Source organism: Clavibacter vidaverae (assembly GCF_047529985.1).
Taxonomy (GTDB): Bacteria; Actinomycetota; Actinomycetes; order Actinomycetales; family Microbacteriaceae; genus Clavibacter; species Clavibacter nebraskensis_A.
On sequence record NZ_JBLJAM010000001.1, the window covers coordinates 1,489,838 to 1,503,473 of the forward strand.

Here is a 13,636-nt window from a genome sequence, read left to right on the forward strand (position 1 = left end):
TGTTGGTTGTCGATAACATCGAGCATCGATAAGGGGACGTCATGGCGAGCACGGGGATCATCGAGAGCCGACCGGTGCGCGAGCGGCCGTGGGTGCTGCGAATCACGCGCTTCGTGCTGCTGCTCGTGATGACGTGGACGGTGCTGGCCGACGCGAGCCGCACCCTGACCACGATCACGGGTCGCTACCTCGTCCTCGTCGGCGAGGGCGATCCGCGCCTCCCCCTCGCCGATCTCCCGCAGCTCGCCGACGCCGAACCCGCCGCGGGCGCCACCGGTGCCCTCGCCGACGCCGACCTCCTGCTGCGGATCCTCGGGGCGCTGCCGTCCCTGGTCCACGGCGTGACCGCCGTCCTCGCGATCGCCTGGCTGCTGCGCGCGCTCCGCGGCATCGCGCAGGGCGAGCCGTTCCATGCGTTCGTCGTCGCGAACTGGCGGCGGCTCGCGATCACCCTGCTCGTGGGCGGTGCGGCACAGGGGATCGCGGATCTGGCCTCCCACGCCTACCTCTCGGCGGGCCTCGGGTTCGGCGCCCTCTTCGGCGCGGTGGGGACCTTCTCCGCCGGCGAGCCCCAGAATTCGGCGTTCCTCGGCGGCGACTACGCGTCCATCAGCAGCCGAGCAGTCACCTGGCCCGTCGACCTCCTCCTCGCGGGCCTCGTCGCCCTCGCGCTCACGGCCGCGTTCCGCGCGGGCGCCCGCCTCGCCGAGGACGCCGATGGCGTCGTCTGATCCGCACCGCATCGCCTGCCACCTCGACGCCGTCCTCTCCGCGCGCGGCATGACCCTCACCGAGCTGTCGGCGCGCACGGGGATCACGATGGCGAACCTCTCGATCCTCAAGAACGACCGCGCCAAGGCCATCCGCTTCACGACCCTCACCCTCATCTGCGACGCGACGGGCGCGACGCCGCAGGAGCTGTTCTCGATCCGGCCCCTTCCCTGATCCCCGGTCGCGCCGCTGCCCCCGGCCTACGCTGACCACATGAGCACCGACGCCCACGCCCCGCGCACCCTGTCCGAGCACCGGCCGAAGGACGCGGAGGACCTCACGATCGAGGTCCCGGCGGCGCGGCTGTCGGCCGTGCGCGTGCCCGCCCGCACCGGGGATCCGGCGACCGCCCCCGTCGCGCTGCTCGTGCCCGGCTTCACGGGATCCAAGGAGGACTTCTTCCCGCTCATGGGCCCGCTCGCCGACCGCGGCTTCACGGTGGTGGCGTTCTCGCAGCGCGGGCAGTGGGGATCCACCGGCCCCGGCCAGGCCGAGCCGCCCGTCGACGCGACCGGCTACGAGCTCGAGACGCTCGGCCAGGACGTGCACCACGTGGTCGACGCGCTCGCGGGCGTCGGCGGATCCGGCGGGCGTCACGTCGCGAACGGCGCCGCCCCGGCCGCGCCGCTCGGCCCCGTGCACCTCCTCGGCCACAGCTTCGGCGGCGTCGTCGGACTGCAGGCGCTGCTCAGCGACCCGGGCCGCTTCGCCAGCTACACGCACTGGAACTCGGGGCCCCGCAGCCGCGCGGACCGCTCCGAGCAGATCGCCGCGGTCCGCGCCTCGGGCAGCGCCGGGCTCTGGCCGCTGTGGTTCCTGCCCGAGCAGCTCGCGGGCGACGACCCCGAGGTGGAGTGGTTCCGCACCCGCCTGTTCGGCACGGCGTCGGCGCAGCTGCTCGGCGCGCTGGAGATCATGCAGGCGCAGACCGACCGCGTCGAGGAACTCCGGGCGACCGGCGTCCCCGTGCTCGTCTCGCACGGCGACGCCGACGACGCCTGGCCCCAGGACTGGCAGCGCGACATGGCCGAGCGCGCGGGCGCCCGCTACGAGGTGGTGGCGGACGCGGGCCACTCGGCCCAGGTCGACCAGCCGCAGGCGAGCGCGGATCTCCTCGCCGGCTTCTGGCGGGGCGCGACGGGCACCGTCTGAGCCAGGCCGCCGACCCCCCGGGGTCCGCGGCCGCGTCCACGACGGGTCACCCCGTCGGCATCCCCACCTGCGGATTCAGCCCCACCGGTCGCGGGATCACGAGCCCCGCGTCGATCACCTCGCGCTCGCCCAGCGGCGCCGAGAGCGCCACCGAGAACGGGGTGGCGGGGTTGCTCGGGCAGAAGGCCCCGACGTTCCGGGGCCGCACCCCGAAGGCCACCTCCACGCGGTCCTCGGTCTCCTCGAGGGCGAGCAGCTGCACGCGTCCGGCCGCGTCCTCACCGGAGTTGCAGGCGTGTTCGGTGACGAGGAACGTGATGCGGTCGGACGACGGATCCGGCATCGCCTCGAAGGCGACGGTCGCCACCCCGAGGTCCGTGTGCTCCAGCCGCAGCGCGCACGGCGACGACGACCACGTCATCCACGCGGGCTCCTCCCCCGGCTGCCCGATGAACTTGGCGGCGAGGTACTCGTGGTCCGGCGGGATCTCGCCGTTGCCCAGCTCGTACGGCTCCGTGACCGCGCGCATGATCTCGATGTCGGTCGCCGACGATGCGACCACGAACCACCCGTCCTCCTCCGGGAAGCCGCGGTCGTCCCCCTGCCCCCGCGTGGCCTCGGCCAGAGCGTCCGCGCCTGCCTGCCCGAGGCTGCTGAGGGGCACGTGCGCCGCGAACGCCTCGGGGTCCACGGGACGGACGTTGCAGTCGTACCGGACGACCTCGGCCGGCGTCGGCACCGCCACCGGCTCGCCGCCCGAGGCCGCGGCGGGCGGAGCGGAGGCGATCAGCGTCCCCGCGTCGTCGTCGGCGGCGGGCGCGCAGCCCGCGAGGAGGACGAGCGCCGCGAGGGCGGTGGGGATGAGCGGTGAGCGGCGCATGCGGATCCCTCGGTCGGATGCCCTCAGCGTGGGGCACGAGCCGCGGATGCACCACCCCGCATCACGGGGACAGGAGCCGTCACGCCTTGTCGTGCAGCGTGACCTGGTAGCCGTCCGGGTCCGCGAACGCGAACGTGCGGCCGAACGGGCCGTCGAACGGGGCCGTCACGATGGGGACGCCCGCGGCGACGAGCCCGTCGTGGATCTCCTGCACGCCGGTCGCGTGCAGCCAGACCGCCGCGCCGATGCCCGGCTGCGGGGTGCCCGCGATGTCGGTTCCCGGGACCACCTCGCGGAGCGCGAACGCGATGGGCGTCGTGGTGAAGACGACGGCGTGCGGGGGCCCGGCGGGCGAGCGGACGAGTCCGAGGTGGTGCTCGTAGAACGCCTGGGAGGCGTCGAGGTCGGTGACCTGGAGCGAGATGAAGTCGGGGCCGGTGACGGGCATGGTGTCTCCTCGTATCTATGTCAGATGTCTGACATGGATGACCGTATGTCAGAATGCTGACATGAGTCAAGGCGCCGACGGCATCGACCTCCCGACCTCCCTCGGCTACCTGCTGAAGGAGGCCGCGAGCGCCCTGCGCGGGGCGATGGAGGAGGCGCTGCGGCCCCTCGGCATGACCATCACCCACTACTCGTGCCTGGAGCTCCTCGCACAGCGCCCCGGATCCTCGAACTCCGACCTCGCCCGCGGCGCCTTCGTCACGCGCCAGTCGATGAACGTGCTGCTGCAGACCCTCGAGCGCGACGGGATCGTCACCCGCCCGGCCGCGGAGGCCGTCGGCCGCGTGCAGCCCACGCGCCTCACGACGAAGGGCCGCCGCGACCTCGCCGCCGCGAGCGCCGCGGTGCGCGCGGTCGAGCTGCGGATGCTCGGCGACCTCACGGCGGAGGATCGGGAGGCCGCGACGCGGATCCTGCGCGCCATGGTGCGATCGCTCCGCGCGGAGGACGGCGCCTAGGCGGTCGTCGCGCTCGCCACCGCGCGACGGTAGAGGACCCCCTGCCGCATCGCCGTCACGACCATCAGCGCGCACGTGACGACCAGCAGCAGCGGGAGGCCCACCCGCATGACCACGAACACCGTCTCGAACAGGAACGCGCCGACGAAGCGCCCGCCCTGCATCTCCCAGAGGCCCGGGGTCAGGTACCACTCCTCCGGACGGAGCAGCGCGTGGAAGCCGGACTCACGCGACGACATGAGCACGAACACCACCACGAGCAGCGACAGGAGCACCGCGGCGTTCACCTCGAGCGCCCGCTTGTAGCGCTCCGCGCGCGACCGGGCGTCGGAGAAGATCTCGGCGTCCGCATCCGCCGTCGTGGAGGCGAAGTGCTGCGTGCCGCTGGTCCGGGTGCCGCTGATGTGCCGCCAGCCGCCGTCCGCGAAGAGCTGGCGGTAGTCGTCGAAGTCGGCCGCGCTCATGCGGGGTCGGTAGTCGATCCGGACGACGGCGGATCCGGGCTCGATGTCCGTGGACGAGTAGACGAACCCGCGCTTCCGCATGAGCCGCCCCTCGTCCGCCATCCGGTCGAGCCAGCGCTCCTCCTCGTCGAAGTCGACGAAGAACCTGATCACCATGGTCATCCCTCCCTGCCTCCCCGACCCCGCTCGTGCAGGCGCACGAGATGGGCCATCCGCTCGGCGTCCTGCGCGAGCACCTCGAGGCCGAGATCCGTGATCCGATACACCTTGCGGCGCGGATCCTCGCTCGCCACCCGCGTGATGAGCCGCTGCTTCACGAGGGTGTCGAGCGCGCCGTACAGCGTGCCGGGCGCCAGTCGCACGGCGCCCTCGCTCATCTCCTCGACGCGGGCCATGATCGCGTAGCCGTGCGCCGGCTCGATCAGCGCGAGCAGGATGCAGTTCACCGTCTCGGTGAGCGGCAGCAGCGGGTTGCGGGTCACGTCGGCCTCCTCATATCGCCCGACTCTACAGTCGGACGATATACAGCGCAACGATATACCAAAAGCGCCCGCAGGGCCGAGGAAGCGCGCGGGACCCGCGGCCTCCGCGCCGAGGCGTGCCTCATCGGCCCGGCCGTCGTGGATCAAAGCCAGGCCTCGGGGGGGGCGACCACCGCGTCGCATGTGAGCAGCCGCAAATCTCGCGCTGGCAGGACAGGACAGATGGCTCCGCAGAGCTCCGCGGGCATCGACGCGTAGGACCGACTCGTTGTCTGCCTGCCGTGAAGACGCAAGGAGCCGGGGTCACCCAACGTCAAAGTTGGGTAGTGTGGCGTCATGGAAGCACAGAGGGCCCCAGGAGCCACGCCAAAGCAGGGCAGCTCCCTGAAAGACATGATTGTTCTCGCTCACGTCGGTAAGAATCAAGAGGTCTTGGATCAGGTCGTAGTTGTCGGAAGCAAACGGGACGCGACGCTTGAGAATCTCCTGACTCTGATCGAGGGCAAAAACATAGTCGACAAGGTCATGCCGCGCGTAGGAAATATCCTGCTGTACGAAGCAATGGAAACAGCAAGCCAGACCCCTAGCGCCTCGTTGCAAGTCACAGGCGCAGATTTGAAGCAAAGTTCAACTATGATGCAGACGAGTTATCTCATCGACGCCTTGGGCAGCGCGGCGGAGCTCGCGCGGCTTCTTGGCGTGAACCGTAGCCAGCCGACGCAGTGGCGCGCAGGAAACGAAACTCCAGGGCCTGAGTCACGCCGGAACCTTCTCGATCTGTACTATGTAGTGGCGAAGGCGCTAGAATTATATCCCACAAAGGCCGCCATTGATTGGTTGAATGGCAGCAATGCCTATTTAGATGGTGCGCGTCCAATCGACGTACTGAAAATGCGGGGGAGCAAAGATGTAGTTCAGGCCCTTGAAGTGGCTATGGCTTGAAATGCTCGTCTACAGAGTTTTCACCTACGAACCCAGGGCTGCTCCAGGCGAACCAGGGCACGAAGATTACGTGCACCAACCAGCGCAAGGCTTGTCTCGGCTTGATAATCCAAGCTCTTATGTCAGCTGGTACTTTGGACAGTCGCCCGAAGCAGCAGTGGCGGAATCCTTTGGGGGCATCGCATCGTGGTCTGAAGAGATGTTCGAGACGCCATACCTCCCTTCCGGCCGCCGAACACTTGGCGTCTTCGAGATCGACACCGGCACTCCGTTTCTGGACCTTGACGATGCGAATGCGCTAGCTCAGCGATCACTCCGACCAACTCAAGTCATCTCTCGCACGCGTGCCGTCACACAGACATGGGCGTTGAACATCTTCCGCGAGACGGACCACAGTGGTGGGCGACTCTGGCGCGGTGTCAAATGGTGGTCGTGGTACGGACCTCAATGGACCATCTACGGAGCATGGACGACCGGCTCAGAAGTTCCCGTCCATACTCTTGTTGACGTCCAGGACCTCAGCCGGCATCATCCAGTGATCCAGTCCGTCCAGGCCGAGCTACAACGCACCTGGCATTAACGAATTCGATGTCGGATAGCGAATCCCGAATGCGTCACACAGAGGTCGAAGTTGGTCGGTTCGCATCTGAGCCGGCGGGCCGCCCGGTAACGCAGGAGGATCTACCGCTCGACGACGAGCCGCCTGAGCTCCGCCGACGACACGTACCCGAAGCGATGCAGCTCGCGCCACGCCGCCACGTACTGCTCCTGCCCCATGTCGAGATCCGCCTGGAGCCGCTCGCGGTTCATCGTGCGGGCGTCGGCGCGGCTGAGGAAGCGCGCGAGGTCGGCGGCGTCGGTGCCGAGGCGGGCGTCGTCGGCCCAGCCGTCGTGGATCAGGGTCAGGCCTCGAGGAGGTCGTGCAGCACGACGACCTGCTCGCGCTCCGGGCCCACGCCGACGGCGGAGATGCGCGCGCCGCTCATGCGCTCGATGGCCATCACGTAGTCCTGCGCGTTCTTCGGCAGGTCCGCGAAGGTGCGGCAGCCCGTGATGTCCTCCTGCCAGCCCGGCAGCTCCTCGTAGATGGGGGTGGCGTGGTGGAAGTCGGACTGCGAGACGGGCACATCGTCGTGGCGCACGCCGTCGACGTCGTAGGCCACGCAGACCGGGATGGTCGCGAGGCCGGAGAGCACGTCGAGCTTGGTGAGCACGAAGTCGGTGACGCCGTTGATGCGGGCCGTGTAGCGCGCGATGGGCGCGTCGTACCAGCCGCAGCGACGCGGGCGGCCCGTGGTGGTGCCGAACTCGAAGCCCTTGGCGCGCAGGTACTCGCCCGACTCGTCGTGCAGCTCCGTGGGGAACGGGCCGGCGCCGACGCGGGTCGTGTACGCCTTGACGACCGCGATGATCCGCTCGAGCCGGTTCGGCGCGACGCCCGAGCCCGTGGCCGCGCCGCCGGACGTGGCGCTCGACGACGTGACGAACGGGTACGTGCCGTGGTCGATGTCGAGCATGGTGGCCTGGCCGGCCTCGAACAGCACCGTCTTGCCCTCGTCGAGCGCGGCGTTCAGCTCGAGCGACGCGTCGCCCACCATGGGGCGCAGGCGCTCGACGTAGGAGAGCAGGCTCTCGACGATCTCCTCGGCCGAGATGGCGCGCCGGTTGTAGATCTTGACGAGCATGTGGTTCTTGGCGTCGAGGGCCGCCTCGACCTTCTGGCGCAGGATGTTCTCGTCGAAGAGGTCCTGGATCCGGATGCCGACGCGGTTGATCTTGTCCGCGTACGTGGGCCCGATGCCGCGGCCGGTGGTGCCGATCTGGCGCTTGCCGAGGAACCGCTCCGTGACCTTGTCGATGGTGCGGTGGTAGTGCGTGATGACGTGGGCGTTGGCGCTCACGCGGAGCTTCGAGACGTCGACCCCGCGGGCGGCGAGCGCGTCGAGCTCGTGGAAGAGCACCTCGATGTCGACGACGACGCCGTTGCCGATGACGGGCACGACACCGGGCGTGAGGATGCCGGACGGCAGCAGGTGCAGCGCGTACTTCTCGTCGCCGACGACGACCGTGTGGCCGGCGTTGTTGCCGCCGTTGAACTTCACGACGTAGTCGACGCGGCTGCCGAGGAGGTCGGTCGCGCGTCCCTTGCCCTCGTCACCCCACTGGGCTCCGATGATCACTACTGCGGGCATGGCTCACTCCTCGTCGGGGCGGGTCGGTCGGGTCGGGATCGGGTGTCGTGCGGTGGTGCGGGTCGTGCGGGCGGTGCGATGGGGCTGCGGGTCAGTCCTGGCCGCGGATGACGATGGCCTCCGTGGGCGGGAGCGCCCCGGCGGTGGCGGCCTCGATGTGGCCGGCGGCCGTGGGATCCGCGTCGCGCAGGAAGGCGCTGAGGCGCGAGACCTCGTCCTCCTCGCCGATGGCGGCGGCCGCGCGGCGGAGCGCGTAGAGGGAGCGGAGGACGCCGCGGTTCGGCTCGTGGCTCCACGGCACGGGGCCCTGGCCCTTCCAGCCGGACTTGCGCAGCGAGTCGAGGCCGCGGTGGTAGCCGACGCGCGCGAACGCGTAGGAGGCGATGCGGTCGCCCTGCACGTACGCGGAGTCGGCGAGCAGCGCCCAGACGAGCGACGACTGCGGGTGGTCGGCCGCGATGGCGCCGAGGGTGTCGTGATCGCCGTCGGCATTCTGGATGCGGGCGGCGACCTCGGGCTCGTCGGCCAGGCGCGTCTCGGGGACGCCGAGCAGGTTCTCTCCAGTCACACTCGATCCTACCAAGGCGGTCCTGCGGTTCCCGAGGGCGGGCGGATCCGGGATCCGGGGCATGCGCGGGCCGCGCCCGGCGTTGGCGGAGGGGTACCGACGAGAGGACATCCCCATGACGACCTGGTTCATCACCGGAGCATCCAAGGGCTTCGGCCGCGAGTGGGCGGAGGCGGCGCTCGAGCGCGGCGACCGCGTCGCCGCGACGGCCCGCGACATCTCGACCCTCGACGCGCTCGTCGAGCGGCACGGCGACGCCGTGCTCCCCCTCCGCCTCGACGTCACCGACCGCGACGCCGGCATCGCCGCCGTGCAGCAGGCGGCGGAGCGCTTCGGCACGCTCGACGTCGTCGTCAACAACGCGGGCTTCGGCCAGTTCGGCGCCATCGAGGAGCTCACCGAGGAGGAGGTGCGCGGCCAGTTCGAGGCCAACGTGTTCGGGGCGCTGTGGATCACGCAGGCCGCCGTCACGATCATGCGGGCGCAGGGATCCGGCCACATCGTGCAGGTCTCGAGCATCGGCGGGATCAGCGCCTTCACCAACACCGGGATCTACCACGCGTCGAAGTGGGCGCTCGAGGGGTTCAGCCAGTCGCTGGCGCTCGAGGTGGCCGAGTTCGGGATCCACGTGACGCTCGTCGAGCCCGCCGGCTACAGCACCGACTGGTCGGGCGCGTCGGCGAAGCGCGCCGAGCCCATCGCGGCCTACGACGGCATGCGCGAGCGCCGGGCCGAGGGCTACAAGCGGGTCACGCCGGGCGACCCGACGGCCACGCGCGACGCGATCCTCGCGGTGGTCGACGCGGACGAGCCGCCGCTGCGGATCTTCCTCGGCGACGGGCCGCTCGCCATCGCGGAGAAGGACTACGCGCAGCGCCTCGCGACGTGGCGTGAGTGGGAGCCGGTGTCGGTCGCGGCGCACGGCAAGAAGGACTAGCCCGCGCGGGCGCCGACCGGCTGAGGCCGTGTCGGCGCCCTCGGGTAGCGTGACGGACACCGCCGCCGCCCCGAGGAAGGACCCGCGTGCGCATCCTCCACACGAGCGACTGGCACCTCGGGCGCACCCTCCACGGCGAGGACCTGCACGCGCATCACGCCGCGTTCCTCGACCACCTCGTCGAGGTCGTGCGCGAGCGCTCGGTCGACGTGGTGCTCGTCGCGGGCGACGTCTACGACCGCGCGGTGCCGGGCGTGCCGAGCGTGCGGCTGCTGGGCGACGCGCTCGCGCGGCTGACCGCGCTCGCGACCGTCATCGTCACGCCCGGCAACCACGACTCGGCCGCGCGGCTCGGGTTCGCGTCGGCGCTGCTGCGCGACGGGCTGCACATCCTCGCGTCGGTGGAGACGCTCGACGTGCCGGTGGTCGTCGAGGACGCCGACGGGCCGGTCGCGTTCTACGGGGTGCCGTACCTGGATCCGGACGCCGTGCGCGCCGCCCTCGCCGCCCCCGGTGCCCCACCGCTGCCGCGCTCGCACGAGGCCGTGCTGGGCGCCGCGATGGACCGGGTGCGAGCCGACGCCGCCGGGCGGGACGGCGCGCGCGTCGTCGTCGTGGCGCACGCGTTCGTCACCGGTGCGGAGCCGAGCGAGAGCGAGCGCGACATCCGCGTGGGCGGCTTCGACCAGGTGCCGGCGTCGGCGTTCCAGGGGGCCGACTACGTCGCGCTCGGGCACCTGCACGGGGCGCAGGAGGTGCGGGCATCGGGATCCACGCGGCCGCGGATCCGCGCTCCGCACATCAGGTACTCCGGCTCGCCGCTCGCCTTCTCGTTCGGGGAGCGGCTGCAGCGGAAGTCGAGCGTGCTCGTGGAGCTGGCGGCCGACGGATCCACGACGGTCGAGCTCGTCGACGCGCCCGTGCCGCGGCGGCTGGCGGAGGTCACGGGGACGCTCGCCGAGATCGTCGACGGGCGGCACGCCGACCTCGCCGACGCCTGGCTGCGCGTGCACGTGACGGATCCGGTGCACCCGCCGCACCTCGTGGCCCGCGTGCGCGAGGCGCTGCCGCACGCGCTCGTCGTGCTGCACGAGCCGGAGGGGCGCGTCGAGGGCGTCCGGTCGCGCGTGGTCGACGCCACGACGGATCCGCTCGAGGTCGGGGCCGACTTCGTCGCGTACGCGACCGGCGCCCCGCCCACCGAGCCCGAGGCGCTCGTCCTGCGGCAGGCGTACGAGCAGGCGCTGGCCGCGGACCGGAGCGCCTGATGGACCTGCACCGCCTCACCCTCCGGGCCATCGGGCCGTTCGCCGGCGAGCACGTCATCGACTTCGCCGAGCTCGGGCGCTCGGGGCTGTTCCTGCTGGAGGGGCCCACCGGATCCGGCAAGTCGACGCTCATCGACGCCGTCGTGTTCGCGCTCTACGGGTCGCTGGCGAGCGACGGGTCGAGCCGCGACCGCCTGCACAGCCACCACGCGGCGCCCGGTGTGGAGCCGTTCGTGGAGCTCGTGTTCGAGACGGCCGCGGGGATCCACCGCGTGCGCCGGAGCCCGCAGCACCAGCGCCCGAAGGCCCGCGGCACGGGCACCACGAACCAGAACGCGACCGCGAAGCTGTTCCGGCTGTCGTCGCCCGAGGCCGAGGCGGGCGAGGTCGTCGGCACGAGCACGCAGGAGGTGGGCACGGAGATCGCGCGCATCGTCGGGCTGACGCGCGCGCAGTTCGTGCAGACCGTCGTGCTGCCGCAGGGCGAGTTCGCGGAGTTCCTGCGCTCGACCGGGGAGCAGCGACGGCTGGTGCTCCAGTCGCTGTTCGGCACGGCCGTCTACGACGCCACCGCGAAGCAGCTCGCCGAGATGCGCACGGCCGCGAAGGCCCGCACCGACGCGGCCGACGCGCGGGTCGCCGAGGCGCTCACCGGGCTGCGCGAGGCGGCGCGGGTGGATGCGCTGGAGGTCGCCGACGCGCCCGACACCGTGCGGCTCCTGGCCGAGCTGGCGGACGCGGCCGAGGCGGCGCGCGAGGAGGACGAGCGGATCCGGCACGACGCGGCCGCGGCGCTCCAGGACGCCGAACGGGTGACCCGGGCGCTCGCGCGGAGGCGGGCGCTGATGGAGCGCGAGGCGGCCGTGCGGGACGCGGCGGCCGAGATCCAGGACCTGGCGGAGCGCGTGGCGGAGGCCCGGCGCGCGGCGGCCGTGGTCGGCCCGCTCGCGGCGCGCGACAAGGCGGAGGCGGCGCGGGTCGCCGCCGCCGAGGCCGACGACGACGCCCGCATGGCGTGCCGGGATGCGCGGCCGGCGCTGGCGGACGCGCCACCCGCGGAGCTGGCCGAGCGGCGCGACGCGCTCGTGGCCGAGCTGACGACGCTGGCCGACGCGGAGGAGCGGGAGCGCGGCCTGCCGCGGCGCGTCGCGGACGTGCGCGCGGCCGAGGACGCGGTCGCGGCGCGCGAGGCGACGGCGGACGCCGCGGAGGCGGCGCTCGCGGAGCGGCCGGCCGCACGGATCCCGCTGGTCGAGGCCCGCGACGCCGCCGCGGCCGCCGCGGGCGGGGTCGACGCCGCGCGCGCGGGCCTGGCCGAGGCGGAGGCGACGCGGCGGCGCGTGGACGAGCTGGCGGAGCTGGAGGCGCGGATCACCGCCGCCCGTGATGCCCTCGACGCGCGCTCGGCCGACGCGACGGCCGCCGTGCAGCGCGAGGCGGAGCTGCGGCAGCGCAAGATCCGGGGGCTCGCGGGCGAGCTGGCCAGGGAGCTCGAGGACGGCGCGCCCTGCCCCGTCTGCGGCGCCGTCGACCACCCGCGGCCCGCGCCCAGCGCGCCCGGGCACCCCGACGACGACGAGATCGAGGCGGCCGCCGGCGCGCGCGCCCGCGCCGAGCGGGCGCAGGGGGACGCGGTCGCCGCGCTCTCGGCGGCGACCACGCGGCACGAGGTCGCGCAGGCGGCGCTCGACGGGATCACGCGGGAGACCGCCGACGCCGACGTCGCCGCCCGCGCGGCCCGGCTCGCGGAGGCCGAGGAGGCAGGCGGCGCGCTGCGCGATGCCGAGGCGGCGCTCGTGGCGCACGACGCCGAGACGGAGCGGATCCGCACCCGCCGCGACGACGCCCGCGCGGCGCTCTCGGGGCTGCGCGAGCGCGCGGCCCGGGCCCGAGAGCTCCGTGCGGAGGACGAGGCGGCCGTGCGCGCGGTGCTCGCCGACGAGGAGGCGGGCGACGCCGGATCCCCGGCCCGCGTCGCGGCACTCGTGGCCGACCGCGCCGCCGAGCGCGCCCTGGTCGAGCGCCTCATCGCCCTCGCGGCCACCCGCGAGCGCACGGCCGCCGATGCCGCCGCGCGCGCCGACGAGCTGGCGCAGGCGCTGGCCGCGGAGTCCTTCGCCACCGAGGAGGACGCGCGCGCCGCCGCCCTGCCGCCCGCCGAGCTCGAGGCGCGCGCCCGCCGGGTCGCCGCGCACGAGCGGGAGCAGGCCGTCGTCGCGGAGGGGCTGGTGGATCCCGAGGTCGCGTCGCTCACGGGTGCCGAGGACGCGGATCCCGACGCCGCCCGCACCGCCCTCGACGCCGCCCAGGCCGCCGCGCGCGCCAGCGCCGAGCGCGCCGCGCGCGCCCGCGACCGGGCCGACCGCGCCGCGTCCGCCCTCGCCCGCCACGACGAGGCCCGCCGCGAGAGCGCCTTGGCGGGCGACCGGGCCCGCGCCGCGATCCGCATGTCCGACGTCGCGAACGCGACGACCCCCGAGAACACGCGCGGCACGACGCTCGGCACCTACGTGCTGCTGCGCCGCTTCGAGGACGTGGTGCAGGCGGCCAACGCGCGCCTGCGGATCATGTCGAGCGGCCGCTACGAGCTGGAGGTGAGCGAGGAGCGGGAGGCGACGAGCCGGTCGCGGAAGACGGGGCTGGCCCTGCAGATCCGCGACCACGTCGTCGACCGCGTGCGCGAGCCCGCGAGCTTCTCCGGCGGCGAGACGTTCTACGCGTCGCTCAGCCTCGCGCTCGGCCTCGCCGACGTGGTGCAGGCCGAGGCCGGCGGGCTGCAGCTCGGCACGCTCTTCGTCGACGAGGGGTTCGGCACGCTGGATCCGGAGACGCTCGACGCGGTCATGTCCGAGCTGGGGCGGTTGTCGTCCGACGGCCGCACGGTCGGCATCGTCAGCCACGTCGAGGAGCTGAAGCAGCGCGTGGCCGACCGGATCGAGGTGCGGCGGCGGCCGGACGGGTCGTCGACGCTCACGTCGACGGTCACCGATCCGGCGTGATCGGGCGAGCGCCGCG

Annotated in this window: 16 protein-coding genes; 9 read left to right on the top strand and 7 right to left on the bottom strand. The window is 72.8% G+C overall.

Annotated elements, in window-relative coordinates; translation table 11 throughout:
• Positions 1 to 41 precede the first annotated feature (41 nt).
• The 3 genes from ACMT9T_RS06805 to ACMT9T_RS06815 are packed head-to-tail and all read left to right on the top strand — an operon-like array spanning position 42 to position 1,923.
• Positions 42 to 731 (top strand): hypothetical protein, encoded by a 690-nt coding sequence (locus ACMT9T_RS06805; protein ID WP_414744830.1) that lies wholly within the window; start codon positions 42 to 44, stop codon positions 729 to 731.
• Positions 718 to 945, top strand: coding sequence for a helix-turn-helix domain-containing protein (locus ACMT9T_RS06810; protein WP_414744831.1), 228 nt, complete (start codon positions 718 to 720; stop codon positions 943 to 945). The genes ACMT9T_RS06805 and ACMT9T_RS06810 overlap by 14 nt, the downstream gene beginning before the upstream one ends.
• A 39-nt stretch (positions 946 to 984) precedes the next feature.
• Positions 985 to 1,923, top strand: a complete 939-nt coding sequence (locus tag ACMT9T_RS06815; RefSeq protein WP_414744832.1) for an alpha/beta fold hydrolase — start codon at positions 985 to 987, stop codon at positions 1,921 to 1,923.
• Between the two features lie 46 nt (positions 1,924 to 1,969).
• Here ACMT9T_RS06815 and ACMT9T_RS06820 read toward each other — a convergent pair whose 3' ends face one another.
• Together ACMT9T_RS06820 and ACMT9T_RS06825 are read right to left on the bottom strand one after the other, a co-directional pair.
• Entirely contained in the window at positions 1,970 to 2,803 is an 834-nt protein-coding gene (locus tag ACMT9T_RS06820; protein ID WP_414744833.1) for a hypothetical protein, read from the bottom strand.
• A gap of 79 nt (positions 2,804 to 2,882) precedes the next feature.
• Complete coding sequence (locus ACMT9T_RS06825) at positions 2,883 to 3,251, bottom strand: VOC family protein (RefSeq protein ID WP_414744834.1); 369 nt, start codon at positions 3,249 to 3,251, stop codon at positions 2,883 to 2,885.
• Positions 3,252 to 3,312: 61 nt separating this feature from the next.
• Here ACMT9T_RS06825 and ACMT9T_RS06830 point away from each other — a divergent pair, with 61 nt between their 5' ends.
• The gene (locus ACMT9T_RS06830; protein ID WP_414744835.1) at positions 3,313 to 3,768 is read left to right on the top strand and encodes a MarR family winged helix-turn-helix transcriptional regulator; all 456 of its coding nucleotides are present in this window, start codon (positions 3,313 to 3,315) and stop codon (positions 3,766 to 3,768) included.
• On the opposite strand, the gene ACMT9T_RS06835 is transcribed toward ACMT9T_RS06830, so the two are convergent.
• Positions 3,765 to 4,394 (bottom strand): DUF2812 domain-containing protein, encoded by a 630-nt coding sequence (locus tag ACMT9T_RS06835; protein ID WP_414744836.1) that lies wholly within the window; start codon positions 4,392 to 4,394, stop codon positions 3,765 to 3,767. The two genes, ACMT9T_RS06830 and ACMT9T_RS06835, sit on opposite strands and share 4 nt — an antisense overlap.
• Positions 4,391 to 4,714: a PadR family transcriptional regulator gene (locus ACMT9T_RS06840; protein WP_414744837.1), complete on the bottom strand. Its 324-nt coding sequence runs from the start codon at positions 4,712 to 4,714 to the stop codon at positions 4,391 to 4,393. The genes ACMT9T_RS06835 and ACMT9T_RS06840 overlap by 4 nt, the downstream gene beginning before the upstream one ends.
• Before the next feature lie 336 nt (positions 4,715 to 5,050).
• Between ACMT9T_RS06840 and ACMT9T_RS06845 the strand changes: the two genes are divergently transcribed.
• The gene (locus tag ACMT9T_RS06845) at positions 5,051 to 5,656 is read left to right on the top strand and encodes a hypothetical protein (protein WP_414744838.1); all 606 of its coding nucleotides are present in this window, start codon (positions 5,051 to 5,053) and stop codon (positions 5,654 to 5,656) included.
• Between the two features lies 1 nt (position 5,657).
• On the top strand, positions 5,658 to 6,236 hold the full coding sequence (locus ACMT9T_RS15640; protein ID WP_489672269.1) for an RES domain-containing protein: 579 nt from the start codon (positions 5,658 to 5,660) through the stop codon (positions 6,234 to 6,236).
• A 101-nt stretch (positions 6,237 to 6,337) separates the two neighbouring features.
• Here the strand turns inward: ACMT9T_RS15640 and ACMT9T_RS06850 are convergent, their stop codons facing one another.
• The 3 genes from ACMT9T_RS06850 to ACMT9T_RS06860 form a co-directional block, all read right to left on the bottom strand.
• The gene (locus tag ACMT9T_RS06850; RefSeq protein WP_011931910.1) at positions 6,338 to 6,466 is read right to left on the bottom strand and encodes a hypothetical protein; all 129 of its coding nucleotides are present in this window, start codon (positions 6,464 to 6,466) and stop codon (positions 6,338 to 6,340) included.
• A gap of 92 nt (positions 6,467 to 6,558) precedes the next feature.
• On the bottom strand, positions 6,559 to 7,848 hold the full coding sequence (locus ACMT9T_RS06855) for an adenylosuccinate synthase (RefSeq protein ID WP_414744839.1): 1,290 nt from the start codon (positions 7,846 to 7,848) through the stop codon (positions 6,559 to 6,561).
• A gap of 91 nt (positions 7,849 to 7,939) precedes the next feature.
• Positions 7,940 to 8,416, bottom strand: a complete 477-nt coding sequence (locus ACMT9T_RS06860) for a DUF3151 domain-containing protein (RefSeq protein WP_414744840.1) — start codon at positions 8,414 to 8,416, stop codon at positions 7,940 to 7,942.
• Between the two features lie 115 nt (positions 8,417 to 8,531).
• Between ACMT9T_RS06860 and ACMT9T_RS06865 the strand changes: the two genes are divergently transcribed.
• The 3 genes from ACMT9T_RS06865 to ACMT9T_RS06875 all read left to right on the top strand — a co-directional run bounded on the left by ACMT9T_RS06865 (position 8,532) and on the right by ACMT9T_RS06875 (position 13,620).
• Positions 8,532 to 9,353 (top strand): SDR family oxidoreductase, encoded by an 822-nt coding sequence (locus ACMT9T_RS06865; protein ID WP_414744841.1) that lies wholly within the window; start codon positions 8,532 to 8,534, stop codon positions 9,351 to 9,353.
• 86 nt (positions 9,354 to 9,439) lie between these two features.
• Positions 9,440 to 10,621: an exonuclease SbcCD subunit D gene (locus ACMT9T_RS06870; RefSeq protein ID WP_414744842.1), complete on the top strand. Its 1,182-nt coding sequence runs from the start codon at positions 9,440 to 9,442 to the stop codon at positions 10,619 to 10,621.
• Positions 10,621 to 13,620, top strand: a complete 3,000-nt coding sequence (locus ACMT9T_RS06875) for an AAA family ATPase (RefSeq protein WP_414744843.1) — start codon at positions 10,621 to 10,623, stop codon at positions 13,618 to 13,620. Before ACMT9T_RS06870 ends, ACMT9T_RS06875 begins: the two co-directional genes overlap by 1 nt.
• Positions 13,621 to 13,636: the final 16 nt, after the last annotated feature.

What these genes read in the sequence shown, in the direction of transcription:
- ACMT9T_RS06805 (WP_414744830.1), top strand. Translation starts at nt 42, where the DNA reads ATGGCGAGCACGGGGATCATCGAGAGCCGACCGGTGCGCGAGCGGCCG.
- ACMT9T_RS06810 (WP_414744831.1), top strand. Translation starts at nt 718, where the DNA reads ATGGCGTCGTCTGATCCGCACCGCATCGCCTGCCACCTCGACGCCGTC.
- ACMT9T_RS06815 (WP_414744832.1), top strand. Translation starts at nt 985, where the DNA reads ATGAGCACCGACGCCCACGCCCCGCGCACCCTGTCCGAGCACCGGCCG.
- ACMT9T_RS06820 (WP_414744833.1), bottom strand. Translation starts at nt 2,803, where the DNA reads ATGCGCCGCTCACCGCTCATCCCCACCGCCCTCGCGGCGCTCGTCCTC.
- ACMT9T_RS06825 (WP_414744834.1), bottom strand. Translation starts at nt 3,251, where the DNA reads ATGCCCGTCACCGGCCCCGACTTCATCTCGCTCCAGGTCACCGACCTC.
- ACMT9T_RS06830 (WP_414744835.1), top strand. Translation starts at nt 3,313, where the DNA reads ATGAGTCAAGGCGCCGACGGCATCGACCTCCCGACCTCCCTCGGCTAC.
- ACMT9T_RS06835 (WP_414744836.1), bottom strand. Translation starts at nt 4,394, where the DNA reads ATGACCATGGTGATCAGGTTCTTCGTCGACTTCGACGAGGAGGAGCGC.
- ACMT9T_RS06845 (WP_414744838.1), top strand. Translation starts at nt 5,051, where the DNA reads ATGGAAGCACAGAGGGCCCCAGGAGCCACGCCAAAGCAGGGCAGCTCC.
- ACMT9T_RS15640 (WP_489672269.1), top strand. Translation starts at nt 5,658, where the DNA reads ATGCTCGTCTACAGAGTTTTCACCTACGAACCCAGGGCTGCTCCAGGC.
- ACMT9T_RS06850 (WP_011931910.1), bottom strand. Translation starts at nt 6,466, where the DNA reads ATGAACCGCGAGCGGCTCCAGGCGGATCTCGACATGGGGCAGGAGCAG.
- ACMT9T_RS06855 (WP_414744839.1), bottom strand. Translation starts at nt 7,848, where the DNA reads ATGCCCGCAGTAGTGATCATCGGAGCCCAGTGGGGTGACGAGGGCAAG.
- ACMT9T_RS06865 (WP_414744841.1), top strand. Translation starts at nt 8,532, where the DNA reads ATGACGACCTGGTTCATCACCGGAGCATCCAAGGGCTTCGGCCGCGAG.
- ACMT9T_RS06875 (WP_414744843.1), top strand. Translation starts at nt 10,621, where the DNA reads ATGGACCTGCACCGCCTCACCCTCCGGGCCATCGGGCCGTTCGCCGGC.